Origin of the sequence: Tissierella pigra, from assembly GCF_009695605.1 — a bacterium.
GTDB classification, from domain to species: Bacteria; Bacillota; Clostridia; order Tissierellales; family Tissierellaceae; genus Tissierella; species Tissierella pigra.
Map to the genome: position 1 here is coordinate 1 of NZ_VUNQ01000008.1, position 19,290 is coordinate 19,290.

At 31.7% G+C, this 19,290-nt stretch carries 19 protein-coding genes, 1 tRNA gene and 1 other annotated feature; of the genes, 1 reads left to right on the forward strand and 19 read right to left on the reverse strand.

Annotated elements, in window-relative coordinates:
• From FYJ83_RS04985 to FYJ83_RS05055, 15 genes are all read right to left on the reverse strand, one after another.
• Positions 1-532 (reverse strand): GTP-binding protein (locus FYJ83_RS04985; RefSeq protein WP_154439237.1); only part of this gene is annotated, 532 nt, incomplete at its 3' end.
• A 107-nt stretch (positions 533-639) separates the two neighbouring features.
• Positions 640-715 (reverse strand) — tRNA-Thr (locus FYJ83_RS04990).
• 54 nt (positions 716-769) lie between these two features.
• Positions 770-1,414 (reverse strand): RNA polymerase sporulation sigma factor SigH, encoded by a 645-nt coding sequence (sigH, locus tag FYJ83_RS04995; protein ID WP_326828302.1) that lies wholly within the window; start codon positions 1,412-1,414, stop codon positions 770-772.
• A gap of 62 nt (positions 1,415-1,476) precedes the next feature.
• On the reverse strand, positions 1,477-2,019 hold the full coding sequence (locus tag FYJ83_RS05000) for an NYN domain-containing protein (protein ID WP_154439238.1): 543 nt from the start codon (positions 2,017-2,019) through the stop codon (positions 1,477-1,479).
• Positions 2,012-2,746 carry a 23S rRNA (guanosine(2251)-2'-O)-methyltransferase RlmB gene (gene rlmB, locus FYJ83_RS05005; RefSeq protein WP_154439239.1) on the reverse strand — a complete coding sequence of 245 codons (735 nt, stop codon included), beginning with the start codon at positions 2,744-2,746 and terminating at the stop codon, positions 2,012-2,014. Before rlmB ends, FYJ83_RS05000 begins: the two co-directional genes overlap by 8 nt.
• Positions 2,747-2,928: 182 nt before the next feature.
• Positions 2,929-3,693, reverse strand: a complete 765-nt coding sequence (gene thyX, locus FYJ83_RS05010; RefSeq protein ID WP_154439240.1) for an FAD-dependent thymidylate synthase — start codon at positions 3,691-3,693, stop codon at positions 2,929-2,931.
• A gap of 16 nt (positions 3,694-3,709) precedes the next feature.
• A complete protein-coding gene (locus FYJ83_RS05015) occupies positions 3,710-4,132 on the reverse strand; it encodes a Mini-ribonuclease 3 (RefSeq protein WP_154439241.1) in 423 nt (140 codons plus the stop codon).
• Between the two features lie 3 nt (positions 4,133-4,135).
• Positions 4,136-5,533 carry a cysteine--tRNA ligase gene (gene cysS / locus FYJ83_RS05020; RefSeq protein WP_154439242.1) on the reverse strand — a complete coding sequence of 466 codons (1,398 nt, stop codon included), beginning with the start codon at positions 5,531-5,533 and terminating at the stop codon, positions 4,136-4,138.
• A gap of 43 nt (positions 5,534-5,576) precedes the next feature.
• On the reverse strand, positions 5,577-7,058 hold the full coding sequence (gene gltX / locus FYJ83_RS05025) for a glutamate--tRNA ligase (protein ID WP_154439243.1): 1,482 nt from the start codon (positions 7,056-7,058) through the stop codon (positions 5,577-5,579).
• Between the two features lie 149 nt (positions 7,059-7,207).
• Positions 7,208-7,363 carry a hypothetical protein gene (locus tag FYJ83_RS05030; protein ID WP_154439244.1) on the reverse strand — a complete coding sequence of 52 codons (156 nt, stop codon included), beginning with the start codon at positions 7,361-7,363 and terminating at the stop codon, positions 7,208-7,210.
• 232 nt (positions 7,364-7,595) lie between these two features.
• Positions 7,596-9,317, reverse strand: a complete 1,722-nt coding sequence (locus FYJ83_RS05035; protein WP_154439245.1) for a proline--tRNA ligase — start codon at positions 9,315-9,317, stop codon at positions 7,596-7,598.
• Between the two features lie 523 nt (positions 9,318-9,840).
• Positions 9,841-10,042, reverse strand: a binding site (T-box leader).
• Positions 10,043-10,076: 34 nt separating this feature from the next.
• Complete coding sequence (gene ispF / locus FYJ83_RS05040) at positions 10,077-10,556, reverse strand: 2-C-methyl-D-erythritol 2,4-cyclodiphosphate synthase (protein WP_154439246.1); 480 nt, start codon at positions 10,554-10,556, stop codon at positions 10,077-10,079.
• 17 nt (positions 10,557-10,573) lie between these two features.
• On the reverse strand, positions 10,574-11,314 hold the full coding sequence (gene ispD, locus FYJ83_RS05045; protein ID WP_154439247.1) for a 2-C-methyl-D-erythritol 4-phosphate cytidylyltransferase: 741 nt from the start codon (positions 11,312-11,314) through the stop codon (positions 10,574-10,576).
• Between the two features lie 87 nt (positions 11,315-11,401).
• Positions 11,402-12,496 carry a PIN/TRAM domain-containing protein gene (locus tag FYJ83_RS05050; RefSeq protein ID WP_154439248.1) on the reverse strand — a complete coding sequence of 365 codons (1,095 nt, stop codon included), beginning with the start codon at positions 12,494-12,496 and terminating at the stop codon, positions 11,402-11,404.
• 69 nt (positions 12,497-12,565) lie between these two features.
• Positions 12,566-13,072, reverse strand: a complete 507-nt coding sequence (locus FYJ83_RS05055) for a CarD family transcriptional regulator (protein ID WP_154439249.1) — start codon at positions 13,070-13,072, stop codon at positions 12,566-12,568.
• A 234-nt stretch (positions 13,073-13,306) separates the two neighbouring features.
• Here FYJ83_RS05055 and FYJ83_RS05060 point away from each other — a divergent pair, with 234 nt between their 5' ends.
• On the forward strand, positions 13,307-13,720 hold the full coding sequence (locus FYJ83_RS05060) for a nucleoside triphosphate pyrophosphohydrolase family protein (protein ID WP_154439250.1): 414 nt from the start codon (positions 13,307-13,309) through the stop codon (positions 13,718-13,720).
• 165 nt (positions 13,721-13,885) lie between these two features.
• Here the strand turns inward: FYJ83_RS05060 and radA are convergent, their stop codons facing one another.
• The 4 genes from radA to FYJ83_RS05080 are packed head-to-tail and all read right to left on the reverse strand — an operon-like array spanning position 13,886 to position 19,280.
• Positions 13,886-15,262, reverse strand: a complete 1,377-nt coding sequence (gene radA / locus FYJ83_RS05065; RefSeq protein WP_154439251.1) for a DNA repair protein RadA — start codon at positions 15,260-15,262, stop codon at positions 13,886-13,888.
• Positions 15,263-15,315: 53 nt separating this feature from the next.
• The gene (locus FYJ83_RS05070) at positions 15,316-17,742 is read right to left on the reverse strand and encodes an ATP-dependent Clp protease ATP-binding subunit (protein WP_154439252.1); all 2,427 of its coding nucleotides are present in this window, start codon (positions 17,740-17,742) and stop codon (positions 15,316-15,318) included.
• Between the two features lie 4 nt (positions 17,743-17,746).
• A complete protein-coding gene (locus tag FYJ83_RS05075) occupies positions 17,747-18,772 on the reverse strand; it encodes a protein arginine kinase (RefSeq protein ID WP_154439253.1) in 1,026 nt (341 codons plus the stop codon).
• A complete protein-coding gene (locus tag FYJ83_RS05080; RefSeq protein ID WP_154439254.1) occupies positions 18,765-19,280 on the reverse strand; it encodes a UvrB/UvrC motif-containing protein in 516 nt (171 codons plus the stop codon). The genes FYJ83_RS05075 and FYJ83_RS05080 overlap by 8 nt, the downstream gene beginning before the upstream one ends.
• Positions 19,281-19,290 lie beyond the last annotated feature (10 nt).

Sequence of the window (19,290 nt, forward strand, 5' to 3'; positions counted from 1 at the left end):
TTAATGCTGAACCTACTACGATTGGTGTTCCATCTCCATCAAAGTCATATTCTGATAATAATTCTCTTACTTCCATTTCTACTAATTCGATTAACTCTTCGTCATCTACCATATCTTGTTTGTTTAAAAATACTACTATCTTTGGTACTCCTACGTTTCTTGATAATAGGATATGCTCTCTTGTTTGTGGCATTGGACCATCTGCTGCTGATACTACTAAGATTGCTCCATCCATTTGTGCTGCTCCTGTTATCATGTTCTTAACGTAGTCAGCGTGACCTGGGCAGTCTACGTGTGCATAGTGACGATTTGCTGTTTCATATTCTACGTGTGATGTAGATATTGTGATTCCTCTTTCTCTCTCTTCTGGTGCTTTATCTATGTTGTCATAGCTTATTGCTTCTCCTGAACCAAATCTTTTGTTTAATACCATTGTTATAGCTGCTGTTAATGTTGTCTTACCATGGTCTACGTGTCCTATTGTTCCTATGTTTACGTGGGGTTTAGTTCTTTCAAATTTTGCTTTTGCCATTTCGGTATTCCTCCTTAATATTTATATTTTAATAATTTTACTTTAAGTCTTTTTAGAAACATTCTAAGAAAACTCGTCCTGGTGTTTCATGACTTGTAAAAAAAATGTGGAGCCCACGACCGGACTCGAACCGGTGACCTCTTGCTTACCATGCAAGTGCTCTACCTCCTGAGCTACGTGGGCATTTTCACTCACTGTTTGTTATTTTACTATTTACCTTTAAAATTGTCAAGCCATTTACATCTTATTTTCTAGTATTCCCTCTAATTTCCTTTTTACCCTTTGTAAAGCATTATCAATACTCTTTACATGTCTGTCTAAGTTTGCTGCAATTTCTTGATAGCTCATTCCATCTACATAGGACATTAAAACTTCCCATTCTAGTTCAGATAATATTTCTCCTATTTTGCCTTCCATAAAATCTAGTTCTTCCCTACCTATCATTAACTCTTCTGGGTCTGATGTATTTACACCAGTAACAATATCTAGTAAAGTTCTGTCGGACTCCTCATCGTATATAGGTTTATTAAGAGAAACATAAGAATTTAATGGAATATGCTTTTGTCTAGTAGCAGTTTTAATAGCTGTAATAATTTGTCTCGTGATGCAAATTTCTGCAAAGGCTTTAAATGAAGCAAGCTTGTCCTTATCATAATCGCGAATAGCCTTGTAAAGACCTATCATGCCTTCCTGTATAATATCTTCTTTGTCAGCACCTATTAAGTAATAAGATCTAGCTTTGCATTTTACAATATTTTTATATTTATTGATTAAATATTCCAATGCCATATCATTATCAGCTTTAGCAAATGCCACTATTTCTTCATCACTCATATTCATATAGGTGGTTAATTCCATGTCGTTATACAAACTTAAATGCACCAATAATCCCCCCAGCATAGATGTTAAATTCTGTCAACTTTATTATATTCAATAGTTTTTTATTAGTCAAGGTCATTTGAATTACTAATTAGATTATTCAATCTTTTTATAGTTTCTTCATCTAATCTACCTAGTAATAAATCATTTTTCTTATTTTCATTGCTTCTTTTTCGTTTCATCAGTTTTTTTTGGTTGAATATTTCCATCTCCAATTCTCTTGCAGATACTCTAGTGCCTCCACGACCTAGTATAATCTGTTGTTCCATCCAATCTGATGTAGCTACCCGTACTGTTTTTATTCTGCCTATTTCATCTAGTTTTTTCTCTATATATTGATCTGCTGTTTCATTTTCTTTAGTATATATTACTTCCAACCCATTGTGGCTCTCCTGTGCTCCATAATTCCCTTTTACTAAATGTGCATCAAATACAACTATTACTTCAATACCAGAATAATGCTTATATTCCATCATAATTTCTATGAGTTCATTGCGTGCTTCTTCTAGGTGCGCTTTTTTTAGATTATTAAACCTGTCCCATGAATTAATAATATTATATCCGTCAACAAAAAGATATTCTTTAATCTTTTTATTTCTTTTAGCCATTGCTTTGTCTTACTACCTCATACATTAATATAGATGCCGCATTAGAAGCGTTTAAAGAAGATACTTTACCTAGCATTGGAATTTTAACTAGTACATCACATTTCTCTTTAACTAGTCTGGAAATCCCTTTCCCTTCATTGCCTATTACCAATGCTACTCCACCATTTAAAGATGTTTTATAATAATCAGCACCAGTCATATCTGCACCATAAATCCATAGGCCCTTTTCTTTTAACTCCTCTATTGCATTGACAATATTATTTACTTTTGCCACAAGCATATGCTCTACTGCTCCAGCAGAACTTTTGTATACCGTTTGATTAACTGCTGCAGAACGTCTTTTAGGAATAATTATCCCATGAACCCCTGCACATTCTGCTGTTCTAATTATGGAACCCAAATTATGTGGATCTTCTAATCCATCTAAGATTACAACAAAGGGTGGCTCTTCTTTTTCTTTAGCCTTATTTAATATATCATCTATATCTACATAGGTATAGGAGGTAACTAAAGCAACTACCCCTTGATGTGCATTACCTTCTGATAAAGAGTCAAGTTTATTTTTATCCACTTGTTGAATTACAATATTTCTATCCTTTGCCATACCAATTATTTTATTTATGGAGCCTTGGAGTTCTCCTTTTAAAATATATAGTTTTTCTATTTCTCTGTCTGTTTTAAGTATTTCTAAAACAGGATTTCTTCCTACAACATATTGAAAATCCATTTATTCACACCTTTCTTTAATTCAGTGAATAACTAATAACTAATGGTGAATAGTTGTGGTAGTTTCAAGCGAACTTGAAACTATTGACTTACCTTTTCCAAGAATGACATATCTTTCGTTTTTCACTCTTCACTGTTTCTTAACTATTCACCTTTCACTATTCACTCTTCACTATGTTTTAACTATTCACTGGTTCTAAACCTTTCCCTAACTTCAACCATTTTTCCACAACTCATCTTTCCTTCCGGACAAGGTCCATTCACACATCTAGGACCTGCATTTTTAAATAGTATTGGATATACTTTTCTAACTTCTTTTAACATTGATGTTGCAAGACTTCTTATTTCCCATTGAGCCCTATTACAGCATCTTAAATTAAAGAAATTAAGCAATGACCTTGCATTCATAGTAATTACTATTTTGGTTTCGCAGGCATTTGGAAAAATATATCTAGCATCTTCTATAGATTCTTTTTCTGCCTTGTTTTTAGATTCCTTTTCTGAAAATCCTTGGTTTATATATTTATTATAATGTTCTTGAAATAATATTTCAGTTATTTCATTATAATACTTTTGGTCATCTTCCATTGCCTTTATAAACAATTCTTTAGCACTTTTATTACTTGAAATATTAGGTGGTATTATATATTCAAATTGTTCAAGTTTTACATATCTTTGGGATTGCTGAGAAAAACTTGCAATTCTATGTCTCACCAATTGATGAGTCAATGTCCGTGATACTCCTTCAATTCCGAATGTAAAGCTAATATGTTCTATTGGACTTTCATGGTTTAAATCCATTAAGAGAGATAAAAAGGACTCAACTTTTTCTTCGTCTAAACTTTCTTCAATTTCATCAATCCCTACAGGAGAGTAGCATAGTTTTGCAGCTGATGCAACTAACTTTTCACCATCAGGTGTATATCTTAAAAGTTTTACCTTTAACATTTCAACCCCCCTCTATTTATTCAATATCCATATTTGAAATCATTTCAAATATTTCAGATATTCTTTCATCCTTTTTTTGTAAATAAAGATACCCTATTAACGCCTCAAATCCTGTAGCATATTTATAATCTATCATATTTGCATTTTTAGGCATTGTATGTGATTTAGCATTTCTTCCTTTTTTTACTATTGTTTGCTCTTCTTCACTAAGGTCTTCCTCCAATATATGGACAATATTTGCTTGTGCCTTAGCTTTTACATATTCAATTGTTGCTTTATGCAGTTTATTTACTGGAAGTTTTTTTTGCAGTAAATAAGTTCTCACTAATAATTCATATACTGCATCGCCTATATAAGCAAGCTGCAAAGGAGACAGCATAGCTATATCCTCTGCAGTTAATTTTTGGTTTGTTTTTCTAAATAAATTGTCTTTTTCCATAATCTACACTCGTTTCCATTTCACACCCTCTTGGGTGTCCTCTAAAACTATTCCTTTTTCTTTTAATATATTTCTAATTTCATCAGCTAGTTTGAAATCTTTATTTTTTCTTGCTTCAGTTCTTTTTTCAATAAATTCTACTATTTCTTCTTCTAGGATTTCTTCCTTTTTATTTAATATTCCTAGAACATTACATAATTCCATAAGAAGATCATAAGTTTTTCGTATCAATTCTTTAGAGTTCTTTTCATTTACATGGGTATTGGCATATTTTACTAGCTCAAATACTGCTGCAATAGCATCTGCAGTGTTTAAATCATCTTCCATACTCTCTATAAATTCTTCTTTAAATTTCTCGATTTCTTTCAGATGATTATCTTCTTCTTCATTTAATTCTCTATCTTCAGCCTTGTCATATAAATATTCTAAATTTTTCTTGCCATTATATAGCCTTTCTAAAGCATTTTCCATTTGATACATTATTTCTCTAGTAAAGTTTATAGGAGATCTATAATGTGCAGATAATAGGAAAAATCTAAGAATCTCCAAGTCAAATTCCTCTCCAACTTCTTTTACAGTAAAAAAATTACCTAAGGATTTTGACATCTTTTGATTTTCTACATTTAACATAGCATTATGCATCCAGTAATTAGCAAAGGGCCTCTCCGTTAACGTCTCAGACTGAGCAATTTCATTTTCATGGTGTGGAAACTGAAGATCATCTCCACCTGCATGTATATCTATTGTATCTCCTACTAAAGTCCTAGCCATTACAGAACACTCTATATGCCATCCAGGTCTACCTAATCCCCATGGACTTTTCCATGATGGTTCTCCTTCTTTAGCCTTTTTCCATAATGCAAAATCCATAGGATTTTGTTTTTCATCACTTACTTCAACTCTAGCACCACTTAGTAAATCCTCAATATTTTTCTTGGATAATTTACCATAATCCTTAGCACTATTTATATTAAAATAAACATTTCCATCTACATTATAGGCTGCATCTTTTTCTATCAAAGCTTCTATAAATTCTATCATTGGCTGAATAAATTCTGTAGCTTTCGGATGTATAGTTTTTTCTTCATATACATTTAAGCCTTTTGTATCATTCATAAAAGCTTCTATATATCTCTCGGATATTTCTTTAAATGTAGTATTTTCTTCATTTGCTTTGCTTATTATTCTATCATCAATATCTGTGAAATTTGAAATATATTTAACCTCATATCCCCTATACATAAAAAATCTTCTTAAAGTATCAAATATTACTATGGGTCTAGCATTTCCAACGTGTATATAGTTATATACCGTTGGTCCACAGGTATACATACTAACCTGTCCTTCCACTACTGGTATAAATTCTTCTTTTTTTCTTGTTAAAGTATTATAAATCCTCATACCTAACCTCCTTCTTTTTTAGTGAAGGGTCTTTTTCTTTTCACTAAATATAATTCTTCTCTACATACTCAATTCTCTTTATTATATTTTCTTTCCCTAGTAAAACTAGTATATTCACAAACTCTGGTCCGTGTGCTGTTCCTGTTAAAGCTACTCTTGCTGGCATAAATAAATTTTTGCCTTTTACTCCAGTTGCTTTTTGGATTAGCTTCATAAATCCTTTAGCATATTCTTCATCTACTACTTCTACATTGTTTAACTCTTCCTTAATAGCCGTAAGTACAGAGCTTACTTGTTCACCTTTTATTATTTCCAACGCATCTTCTTCGACTATCTCTACATGATCTTTAAATATGAATTCTACTTTTTCCACTACATCACTTATAGTATCTAAACTCTCTTGAACAGTATGAACCAATAATTTAAGCCAATCATATTTATCTCTAGTAAAAGATTTGTCAATTAAACCAGCTTCTGTTAAATGAGGAATAGCCAAATCTGTGATTTTCTCCACAGACGAACTTCTTATATAATGTCCATTTACCCAGTTTAATTTATCTTTATCAAAAATTCCACCTGTTTTTGATACTCTTTCAAAGGAAAACTTGTTTATTAATTCTTCCATAGATAATATTTCTTCATTATCTTCTGGACTCCATCCCACCAATGCTAAATAATTTACTAATCCCTCTGGTAAATATCCCTTATCTCTAAAATCTTCTACAGAAACATCTCCTTGACGCTTACTTAATTTCTTTCTGTCTTTATTTAAAACAGTAGGTAAATGCACATATGTTGGTTTTTCCCATCCAAATACTTCATATAAATAAATATGTTTTGGTGTAGAAGGCAGCCATTCTTCTCCTCTAACTATATGGGATATTTTCATTAAATGGTCATCTACTACTACAGCCATATGATAAGTTGGATATCCATCAGACTTCAGTAGTACTTGATCGTCAATATCGTCAGTATTTATTACAATATCTCCCCTAACTAAATCGTGGAACTTTATATCATAGTTCTGAGGTAATTTTAATCTAACAACATATTCTTCACCATTGGCAATTCTTATTTTTGCTTCTTCTAAAGAAATATTTCTACAGAATCCATCATATTTTGGAACTAGACCCTTAATTTTTTGTTCCTCACGAACACTTTCAAGTCTTTCTTTAGAGCAGAAACAATAATAAGCATGACCTTTTTCAATAAGTTCATCTACATATTTCTTATATATATCTAATCTTTCAGATTGAATATATGGACCATAATCTCCTTTTTGAACAATCTTTCCATCTTCCACAAATATTCCTTCATCATATTCTATTCCGGCCCAATGCAAAGACTCTATTAAATTCTCTATAGCTCCTTCAACAAATCTAGTTTGATCAGTATCTTCTATTCTCAAAATAAACTTTCCATTATTGCGTCTAGCAAATAGATAATTGTATAAAGCAGTCCTAATAGAGCCTATATGTATGAAACCCGTTGGACTTGGGGCAAATCTTAATCTAATTTCTTTCAAAACTGTTACCTCCTTAAATTAATTATATTATATTATATATCACCAGTTCATTACTGTAAACTCTCTATCTAAATAAGTAAAAATACTATAGTAAAAAATCTTTGAAAAGATTTTACTATAGTATTGCCCATTTTAAAAATATTATGGTTTTAAGATTCTAAAGAGGATTTTTCTTCTATAAACTTTTCTTTTATCTTTGAGTGTAGTATAAATTCTTCTTCTGTTATTAAATCATTTGTTTTCAGTACCTCTAATATACAAATAAATTCTTCACATACCTTAGCCAATTCTAAACCTACATTCATAACTCCCTCACCTTTCATTAGTATTATAATATATTTTTATTATTTACCTTATGTTTATATTTCTTAGAAATTACTTAAATGCTTGAAAACAATGTTTTATTTTAGATATTTTTTAGCCTTCTCCATGTTTGAATCTTCTGAAATATTATACTTATATATATTCGACATAATTTAAAAAATTCCTTCTTTTATAATAAAAAAGATAGTCCCCTTGGACTATCTTTTTATCATACTATAATTTCAAACCCTCTTTAGTAAATTCTTCTTCTATTAAAGATATTAATTTATCTACTTCTACTTCTTGTTTATCTTCTTCTCCTCTAACTGAGTATTCTACAATAGATTCTCCTGCTTTTTTTCCTACAGTTATTCTAATTGGAATTCCTATTAAATCTCTATCTTTAAATTTAACTCCTGCTCTTTCATTTCTATCATCTATTATAACTTCAACACCTAATACTCCTAATTCTTGGTATAACTTTTCACCTAAGTTTACTTGACTTTCATCCTTTGTGTTTACTACAGTTATAATTACATGATAAGGAGCTACAACTAATGGCCATATTATACCATTTTCATCATGATATTGTTCTACAACTGCTGCCACTGACCTAGAAACTCCTATACCATAACATCCCATTACAAATGGCTTTTCCTTACCATTTTCATCTAAAAAGTTAGAATCTAAAGCTGATGAGTATTTAGTACCTAACTGGAATATATTTCCTACTTCAATTCCTCTTTCCATTTTAAGCTGCTCACCACATTTAGGGCATATATCTCCTTCTCTTACTAAAAGTAAATCTTCTACTACTTCTCCTGTAAAGTCTCTACCATAATTTACATTTTTTAGATGGTAATCTGTCTCATTTCCACCTACTATTAAATTTTTCATTTTGGCAATTCTAGAATCTACTAGAACTTTAACTCCCTTCTTAATTCCTACTGGCCCTGTAAAGCCTTTATTTGCTCCAGTTATATCTAGTATAATTTCTTCATTGGCTAATTCTAAATCATGTTCTCCTATTCCTAAATAATTACATAACTTAGTTTCATTTAGTTCTCTATCTCCTGGGATGATTGCAACTATTGGTTCTCCTATATTATATACCAACGCTTTTCCAAATCTGCCATGATCAATGCCAAAGAATTCTACTAAAGATTCAATAGTAGTTACATTTGGAGTATGAACTCGCTCCATATTTAATTCTTCTTCTATTTCATTGTTTACTTTATATACTACATCTGCCTTTTCATCAGTAGCTGCATAGTTGCAATTATCGCAATAAGCAACCAAGCTTTCTCCTGCTTCTGACATTGCCATGAATTCGTGAGATATTTTTCCTCCCATGGCTCCTGTATCTCCTTGAACTACTTTATATTTCAGTTTAAGCCTTGTAAATACTTCATCATAAGCTTCCCACATTATTTGATATGATGTTTTCATATTTTCTTCATCTACATCAAAGCTATAGGCATCTTTCATTATAAATTCTCTACATCTCATTAAGCCAAATCTTGGTCTTTTCTCATCTCTATATTTTGTTTGAATCTGATAAAGATTTAATGGAAGTTGTTTATAAGATTTTACTTCATCCTTTATTAAATCTGTAAAATATTCTTCATGGGTAGGTCCAAGGCAGAATTCCCTACTGTTTCTATCTTTAAGTCTAAACATTTCTGGACCAAAATTTTCCCATCTTCCAGAAGCTTCCCATATTTCCTTTGGTTGAATTGCAGACATCAATAATTCCTGAGCACCTGCCCTATCCATTTCTTCCCTAACTATTTGTTCTACCTTCCTTATTACTCTATATCCCATTGGAAGATAAGAATACACACCACTAACTAATTTTCTCATCATACCTGCTCTTAAAAGTAATTTATGACTTGCTATTTCTGCATCTGATGGCATTTCTCTTAAAGTAGGTATATAAAATTTTGACATTCTCATAAAAATCACTCTCCTTATATTTATATAAAAAATTAAAAATGTTGACTAGGTTATAAATTTGTTGACTTAGTTAAATTCAGTTGTTTGATATGGTGACTACGCAGTTTCGAAATCCCAATTTATTTACTCGCTATGTTCTTATGAATTTGGTTCTCGTTGCCTTTTTGTCCAATGAGCATAGCGAATTGTAGATAAAACGGACAGAGTAGGTACGTTTGACCTACCATCGATTTGTTACCTTCGTTAAATTCAATTGTTTGACACGGTGGCTACGCAGTTTCGAAACTCAAATTCATTTACTCGCTATGCTCGTATGAATTTGGTTCTCGTTGCGTTTGACCTACCTACAGTTTGTTGACTTCGTTGAGTTGGATTGTTTGATGCAGTGACTACGCAGTTTCGAAACACCAATTTATTTACTCGTTACACTCGTATAAATTGGGTTCTCATTGCGTTTGACCTACCATCGATTTGCAAAAAACGCAAATCGGGTTAGGTCATAAAAAAAGCCTTTCATCTCTTTGTAAGAGACGAAAGGTTAAATTCCGCGGTACCACTCTAATAAACCTAAACAGGTTCACTCAATAGTTATAACGCACAACCGTTTAAGCTTTTGGCTTAAATGCTCTGGGGTAGGTTCAATATTAGGAAGGACAGAAGTTTTCCACCATTTAACTTCCTCTCTAGGACCTATAATACTTACTATTTCCCTTCTTTGCTAGGATATTATACATATTATACTAGTACTATTATATTGTGTCAATTATTTTCTTTTTTAAGCATACAAACACTATAGGAAGATATTCCCTCTTCTCTTCCTTCAAAGCCTAACCATTCTGTAGTAGTGGCTTTTACATTTATATTGTCTATGGAAGTATGTAAAGTATTGGCAATATTTTTTCTCATTTCCTCTATATAAGGAGCTAATTTAGGTCTTTGAGCCGCAACAGTTACATCTATATTTCCAATAGTATATCCTGCTTCTTCCATAAGTTCGTAAACTTGAGACAAAAGATAAATACTTGATATATCTTTATATTTATTATCAGTATCTGGAAAATGTTTGCCTATATCACCTAAAGCTAATGCCCCTAGAATACTGTCCATTACAGCATGAACTAAAACATCTGCATCAGAATGACCTAATAGACCTTTTTCAAAGGTCACATCTACACCACCCAGTATTAACTTTCTGTTTTCTACAAGTTTATGAACATCATAACCAAATCCAATTCTCATATTATCACCTATTTCTATTATCTACTTTGAAATACAAACTCTCTTCTGTTAAAAATCATATCCCTGTCTTTGATTAAGGACTCTGCAAGAATAATATCTTCTGGGGTAGTAATCTTTATATTTTCATAACTTCCCATAATCATCTTAACATTATAACCAATTTCCTCAACAATTGAACTATCATCAGTTCCAAAAAATCCAGTGGACATTGCATTTTCATAGCCTTTAACAAGTATTTCTTTAAAGAAACATTGTGGAGTTTGGGCGGCCCAGATTAGATTTCTTGGTGGAGTATCATCTATATTATTTTCACTGCCTACAATCTTTATTGTATCCTTTACAGGTACTCCTATGACACAAGCCCCATGGTCTATTACACCCCTTATACCATCTTCAATATTTTCATTTTTTACAAAAGGTCTAGCACCATCATGGGTAAGCACTATATTTGAGCATTCATTTAAGGCTAGTATACCATTATATACCGAATCCTGTCTTTCCTTTCCACCTCTTATTATATTAGCAACTTTATTAAATTTATATTTTCTAACGATTTCTTTTCTACAATATTCAATTTCCTCTTCTTTTGCTACTAAAATTATTTCATCAATGTATCTGCATCTTTCAAATTTTTCTATTGTATGAGCTAATATAGGCTTGCCACCTATTGCAATAAATTGTTTATTGATTTTGCTTCCCATTCTATTACTCATTCCAGCAGCAGCTATGATTACAGATACATAGTAGTCTTTATACATCATCTCACCTCTTAGAGTATTATAACATAGTACATTATAAATAAATATATTATTTTTTATACCAAAAATAAAAGACCCCTAAGGGTCTTAAACTGCTCTATCTACCATTGACTTTGGCTTGGCAAATATCATTCTACCCGCAGATGTTTGGAGTACTGATGTAACTACTACATCTATGGTTTCACCTATGAACTTTCTACCGCTTTCTACAACTATCATGGTTCCATCATCTAAATATGCAAGACCTTGACCTAATTCTTTTCCATCTCTTACTACCTGCACAAGCATTTCTTCTCCTGGAAGTACAACTGGTTTAACTGCATTTGCTAATTCATTTATATTCAGCACATCAATTCCTTGTACTTCTGCTACTTTATTTAGGTTGTAATCATTTGTTATTATTTTCCCTTTAAGTAGTTGAGTTAATTTTAATAGTTTTGAATCTACTTCAGGAACATCTTCAAATTTCTTGTCATGAATTATTACCTCAATGTCTAATTCTTTTTGTATTTTATTCAATATATCCAATCCTCGTCTTCCTCTATTTCTTTTTAGGGAATCAGAAGAATCTGCTATATGCTGTAATTCTGACAATACAAATTCTGGTATAACAAGAGGTCCTTCAATAAATCCTGTTTTACATATATCTGCTATTCTACCATCGATTATAACAGATGTATCTAGTACTTTAGGATATGTTCTATTTTGGGCTTTAGCCCTATCTCTTGGTGTCTTTCTAATGTTGCCTAAAGTTGAAGTTATATCATCCTTTTTCCTATTTGGTATAGATAATCCTAAATATCCAAGTACAACATAAAGAGCTATGGATACTGGAACTCCCACATAAGGTATGCCTAAATTGTTTAATGGCTGAGTTAATAAAAATGCAATTATAAGTCCAAGAATAAGTCCAACAGCTGATATAGCAATATCATATGCAGAAAACTTTTCTAATTCGTTTTCAATCAATCTAACTAACTTTCTTCCTTTGTCAATTATTTTAGATGATAAGGAAAAGAATATAATTCCGAATATAATAGATACACCTAAATATAAGACTAAATTCAGCCATCCTGCCTTATTAATCTGTATAATCTCTAAACTGATGAATAAAGATAAAATACCATATCCTATTAGCATACCTAGTATTCCTATTGCCCCTTTTAAAATTTTACCAATCATCTATTCACCTCCTATATATATTTATTGCCAGTTTTTCTAAAAATAAACCATTTCTTTATACTTTGACAATTATTTTTCTGTAATGTCTTCCTCTTCTTCATGTTTAATAGCCTCTAATACTACTTCTTCAACTTGCTCAACATCATACTCTGATACTAAAACCATTTCTGAAAGCAACATTTGTTTAGCAGAAATTAACATCTTACGTTCTCCCGTAGATAATCCTTTTTCCATATCCATCATCAAAAGATTTCTAACAACAGCTGCAATTTCAAAAATATCACCAGATTTTATCCTATCCATATTTATTCTATATCTTCTGTTCCAATTTTGAGGCATAGATGTTTTATTACCTTTAAGTATAGAAATTACCCTTTCTAAATCCACTTTAGTAATTACTTCCCTAACTCCTACTTCTTCTACATTGTCTACAGGAACCATAACTTTCATATCTCCAATGGGCATTCTCATAATAAAATATTTTCTTTTTTCTCCCAATATTTCTCTTTCTTCAATACCTTCAATAATTCCAGCACCATGCATAGGATATACAACTTTATCACCAATATTAAACATTCCACTACCTCCTATTCACCTTTTCTCTTTATATTATACCTTAAAATGCTGAAATTGTAAAGTTTATATTGTATCATAGTCTCATTTCAGTTGTCAATCATTTTTATTATGTTTTTTTCAACGAATTATAAAAATTATATTTTTTAAATAATTGATAGAAATATTTGACAACTGCTTGTCTCCATAAGTATAATTGAACTATAACAGCAAAAAATTTTGACGGGAGTGGAGAGTATGAGTAATAATATAAATATTGATAAAAATTCATTATGTAAGGATCTTCAAGAACAAGTTTCACAAGTTCTTATTAGGCATAAAAGTATATTAGATATAACTACCAAGCTTGATGAATATAATGCCAGAATTAATAGAGCAGTGGCAAAATCAGTTACTTCTTGCGGATGTATTTCTATCAATGCAAGTAAGCAAGACTTCAGCAACGATAGTTTTGAAGAAATGCTAGATTCAGTTAAGAACCACCTTAATGGGGAAATTTGTAATAGTTGCAAAGAAGTTCTTAGTGGAGAAATTGGTTCCTATATTTTTTACTTGGCTGCTCTTTGTAACTCTTTAGATTTGGATTTAGATGAAATCTTAAAAAGCGAATATAATACAATTAAAACCTTAGGTGTATTTAGCTTAAAATAACAAAAGCTTATGTGAAAACATTAAATGTATCTGTTGTTGATACTCATTAATTGAAAGTTCTTTATAAAATATAAAACTGTAGAACTTTCATATTCGCCATAAAATGGCTATGCCAATTTAAAATTATAATTAAAAAACCAAGCTTAGTATTTAGGCTTGGTTTTCTTAATTAAAAATACTTCTTATAACATCTCTTAAAGTCTCTAATTCTATAATCTTTAAATTATTAGTCTTTATCCCCTTTCCACTATGAGGGGCTACATATGCCTTTTTAAATCCCATTCTATCCAGTTCTCTAAGTCTAGTTTCAAGAGATGGCACTCTTTTTAGCTCTCCTGTTAAACCAACATCAGCTATGAAAACAGTATCATTAGGTATCCCAACAGATTTCACAGAAGATATAATACTCATGAGAACAGCTAGATTAGATGCCTGTTCCTTTAGCTTTATACCTCCAGTAGTTTTGATTACTACATTCTTATCATAAAATTTCATTCCACCTCTCTGTTCTATTATGGATACTAAAGTATTTAATTGCTCTCTCTTTAGACATTCCCCTATTCTTGAAGGATAAGGAGTAAATGAATCTGAAACTAAACTTTCTATTTCTAGAATAATAGGTCTAGTTCCTTCCCTAACTACAGTAATTGCATTTCCTGGCATAACTTTATTGCCTTCTCTTGATGTCATAAAATACTCAGAAGGATTATCTATAGAAATCATGCCTTTATCTGTTATATAAAAGAAACCCATTTCTCCAGTGGAGCCATATCTATTCTTTGTAGTTAATAAGGTCCTTAATTCTTCTCCACTTTCACCTTCTATAATAAGGACTGCATCTACTAAATGTTCTAATGCTCTTACACCTGCTATTTCATCTTCTTTAGTCATCTGTCCAACTAAAATAATTGCTCTAGGCCTGTCTATATTTTTTGCCACCTCTACTAAAGCATTGGCACATTCCATGGTCTGAGTAGGAGAACCTGCTCTAGAACTAGGAAATTCATCTAAAGTAAAAGTTTGAATACTATCAATTATTATTAAATCAGGGTCAACCTCATTTATAATGCCTAAAACATTATCCATACTATTATCAGATATTACCCATACATCATCATTAATTTTTTCTATAATTCTATCAGCACGGCTTTTTATTTGAGACTCACTTTCTTCTCCTGAGGCATATAGAACTTTATAGTTCATATTGGCTAAGTCATTGGCTACTTGTAACAATAAAGTTGATTTACCCGCTCCTGGCTTTGCCGAAAGTATAGTAATTGAATCCTTTACTATTCCTCCACCCATTACTCTGTTAAACTCATTTATACTGGTTACAATCCTATGACTATTTGTAGTCGCTACTTCTTGTAACCTTTTAATTGGTTTTCTTTCTGCTTTTATTTTAGATTTTGAAGTTTCTTTTTTGTCTTCCATCAAAGTCTCTTTAATACTATTCCAAGCACTACATTCAGGACACCTTCCCAAATGTCCGCTACTTTGATAACCACAATTTTCACATCTATATATAATCCTTTTTTTCATATTTATCTCCTAATACATATTTTAGGCGGTCAAAGACCGCCTTTATACATTATCTAAATTTTAAATGCTAATTTATCATTTTCATAATCAATTATAATACTATCGTCTTTAGATACATTTCCCCTTAAGATTTCTTCTGCCAATTCATCTTCTATCATTCTTCTTATGGTTCTCTCAAGAGGTCTTGCTCCATAAATAGGATCAAATCCCTTACTTGCAATATAATTTTTTGTGTTTTCGGATACATTTATTTTTACACCTATACTTGAAAGACGTTTTTCTAAATCCTTTATCATAACTTCCACAATCTCTTTTATGTGTTTCTCCTCTAAGCTATGGAATACTATGGTTTCATCAAGCCTATTTAGAAACTCTGGTCTAAAAGTCCTTTTTAGTTCTTCCGTTATGGTTTCTTTCATCTTTTCATATTCTTCTCTATTATCAGCTTTACCAGCAGAGAAACCTAATACATTTTGCTTTCTAATAGATGTAGCTCCCACATTTGAAGTCATTATAATTACAGTATTTTTAAAATCTACAGTTCTACCCTTTGAATCCGTTAGTCGTCCATCATCTAATATTTGTAAAAGCATATTGAATACATCGGGGTGGGCTTTTTCAATTTCATCAAATAAGACCACAGCATAAGGTTTTCTTCTTATGGCTTCTGTTAATTGACCCCCTTCATCATAACCAACATATCCTGGAGGTGAACCCACTAATCTAGATACTGAGTGTTTTTCCATATACTCTGACATATCTATTCTAATCATAGCCTCTTCATCACCAAATAAAGCCTCTGCCAATGCTTTCGCTAAATATGTTTTACCTACTCCTGTAGGCCCTACAAATATAAAGCTTCCTACTGGCTTTTTAGGGTCTTTAAGTCCTACTCTAGATCTTCTTACTGCACTTGCTACAGCCTTTACTGCCTGTTCTTGGCCAATGACTTTCTCATGTAATATCTTTTCTAAGTTTAACAGTCTCTCACTTTCTTCTGTTGTCATCTTAGTCACTGGTACTCCGGTCCAATTGGATACAACTTTAGCAATTTCATCATATCCGACCTTCATACTTGATATTTGTTTTTCTTGATGCCATTTTACCTTGTTGCTTTCCAGCTCTTCCTTTACTTGTCTTTCCATATCCCTTACTTTTGCTGCTTTTTCATAGTTTTGAGTATTGATTGCCTCTTCTTTTTCTTGTGACAGTTCTTCTAATCTTTCCTCTAAACTTTTAAGTTCATCTGGAGCAACATAAGAATTTATTCTAATCATAGATGCAGCTTCATCTATTAAATCTATTGCCTTATCAGGTAAAAATCTATCAGTTATATATCTGCTAGATAGTTCTGTTGCTGCTTTTATAGCTTCATCTGTTATTTTAACCCTATGATGGGCCTCATATTTATCCCTTAATCCTTCCAATATCTTAATCGTATCTTCTATAGTAGGCTCTTCAACCATTATAGGCTGAAATCTTCTTTCTAAAGCAGAATCCTTTTCTATATGCTTTCTATATTCATCTATAGTAGTTGCTCCTACTACTTGCAGTTCACCTCTGGCTAATATTGGCTTTAAAATATTAGAAGCATCTATAGCCCCTTCTGCAGCTCCTGCCCCTACTATTGTATGAAGTTCATCTATAAAAAGAATAACATCTCCTGCTTCCTTCAATTCTTTCATTACAGATTTTAATCTTTCTTCAAACTCTCCTCTGTATTTTGCTCCAGCTATCATTCCAGGTAAGTCCAATGTAACCACTCTTTTATCCTTTATGATTTCTGGTATATTACCTTCTATTATTCTTTGTGCTAATCCTTCAGCTATGGCTGTTTTTCCTACTCCTGGTTCTCCTATTAAAACTGGATTATTTTTTGTTCTCCTACTTAAAATTTGGATTACCCTTTCTATTTCCTTTGCTCTACCTATTACTGGATCTATTTCTCCTGCTTGAGCCATTTTATTTAAATCTATACTATATTTAGCCAGATTTGGAGTATTAGGATTACTAGATTCTGTATTTTGTCCTCCTTTTTGATTTGCATCTGTTATCATACTAAGAATCATTTCCGTTAGTTTATCTATATCTACTCCTAACTTTTTCAATACAACTATAGCAACACCTTCACCTTCTTCTAATAATCCAAGTAATAGATGCTCTGTACCTACATAATTATGTCCAAGATTTCTTGCCTCTACAAATCCTAATTCAAATATCCTTTTAGTTCTAGGAGTAAATCCTAAAATATCTGCTCCATATTCACCTTGACCTATGGCGGAAATCACTTCGCCTCTAGCTCTATCTAATGTAGCACCTAGTTTGGATAATGCTTTTGCAGCTACTCCTTCTCCTTCTGCAATAAGACCTAGGAGCAAATGTTCTGTACCTACATAATTATGCTTTAGGCTCTTTGCCTCCTCCTGAGATAATAGTATTGCTCTTTGTGCTCTTTCTGTAAATCTTCCAAACATTGCCATATTACTACCCCTCCATATCTATGAATTTATTCCTTATTATTTGTGCCCTATATACATCTCTTTCATCTTTCATCATTTCCTTATTGGAACTTTTTTGTATATTTGCTGGCTGTATGTCTATCATTAGTTTAACTATATCCTTAGGATTAATACCACTTATTATACCTACATCACATCCTAATTTAACATTAGATAAGTGAGCCATTGCCTCTGTAGATGATATAAGTCTACTATAGTTTAAAATACCTAAGGATCTAAATACTTTATCTTCCAACTCTATCTTTTTTCTATCTAACATATACCCTCTAGTACTTCTTTCCCTTGCTACTATTTGTAAAACTACTTTATTTAATTTTTTAATTATATCCTCTTCTTTTTCTCCTAAGGTAATTTGGTTAGATATTTGAAATAAATGCCCCAATGCTTTAGAGCCTTCTCCATAAATCCCTCTAGAGGTTAGCCCTATTTTCCCTAGACCATCTATTATAGTATTTATATGTCCTGTCATAGATAGACAAGGTAAATGAACCATTACTGAAGCTCTAAGACCTGTACCTACATTAGTTGGGCAAGAAGTTAAATATCCAAATTTCTCATGAAAAGCATACTCAATATTTTTTTCCAAATAATCATCTATTTCTGAACAAAGTTCCCATCCTTCGTAGGTATTTAAACCAGATAATAAAACTTGTATACGTATATGATCTTCCTCGTTAATCATTATAGTGGATTTCTCATCATCTCTCAAAAGAAAGCTTCCACTTTTAGTAGTTGTTGCCAAACTAGGGCTTATTAAATGGTCTTCTACAAATCGAGTCTTTTCCAATTGAGATAAATCCTCTATTCTGTAGAATTTATATATATCCTTATTGTCTTTCATAGCATTTAAAACTTCTTCTGTAACAGATTGACCTTCGTCTATAGTCATAAAATCTGGAAACTTATAATTTGATATATTCCTTGCTATTCTAAGTCTAGTGCTAATTACCACATCTTCATCTGTACCTACACTTTCTAGCCATTTAGTCATATTCATCACATCCTTGACTGATATTACAACTTAATCTTTTTATCTCATCTCTTAGAAAGGCAGCTCTTTCAAAATCTTCTTTAACAATAGATTCTTCTAATTCCTTTCTCAAAGAATCAATGGCTTTTTTATGCTGAATTTTGTTACTTGCACCAGCTGGTATCTTTCCCTTATGTTCCGTATGACCATGAATTCCCTTTACTAAGGATTCAACATCTTCCTCAAAGGCTTCATAACATTTATCGCACCCAAATCTTCCTGCCTCTAAAAACTTCTTATATGTTAATCCACATTTTGGACAAGTAATATTTTTAAACTCCTGTTGTCCTTCCTGAACTGAACCTATAAGTCCTGTGAAAATTTTTTGAAATGGAAATGGGAAATCTAAATCAAAATCATTTTTCTTCTTAGCACAACTATCACACAAATGAGTCTCTTCTATATTTCCATTGATTATTTTTGTAAAATGTATAGTAGCATTATTTTTATTACATGATTGACATAACATCAAACCACCT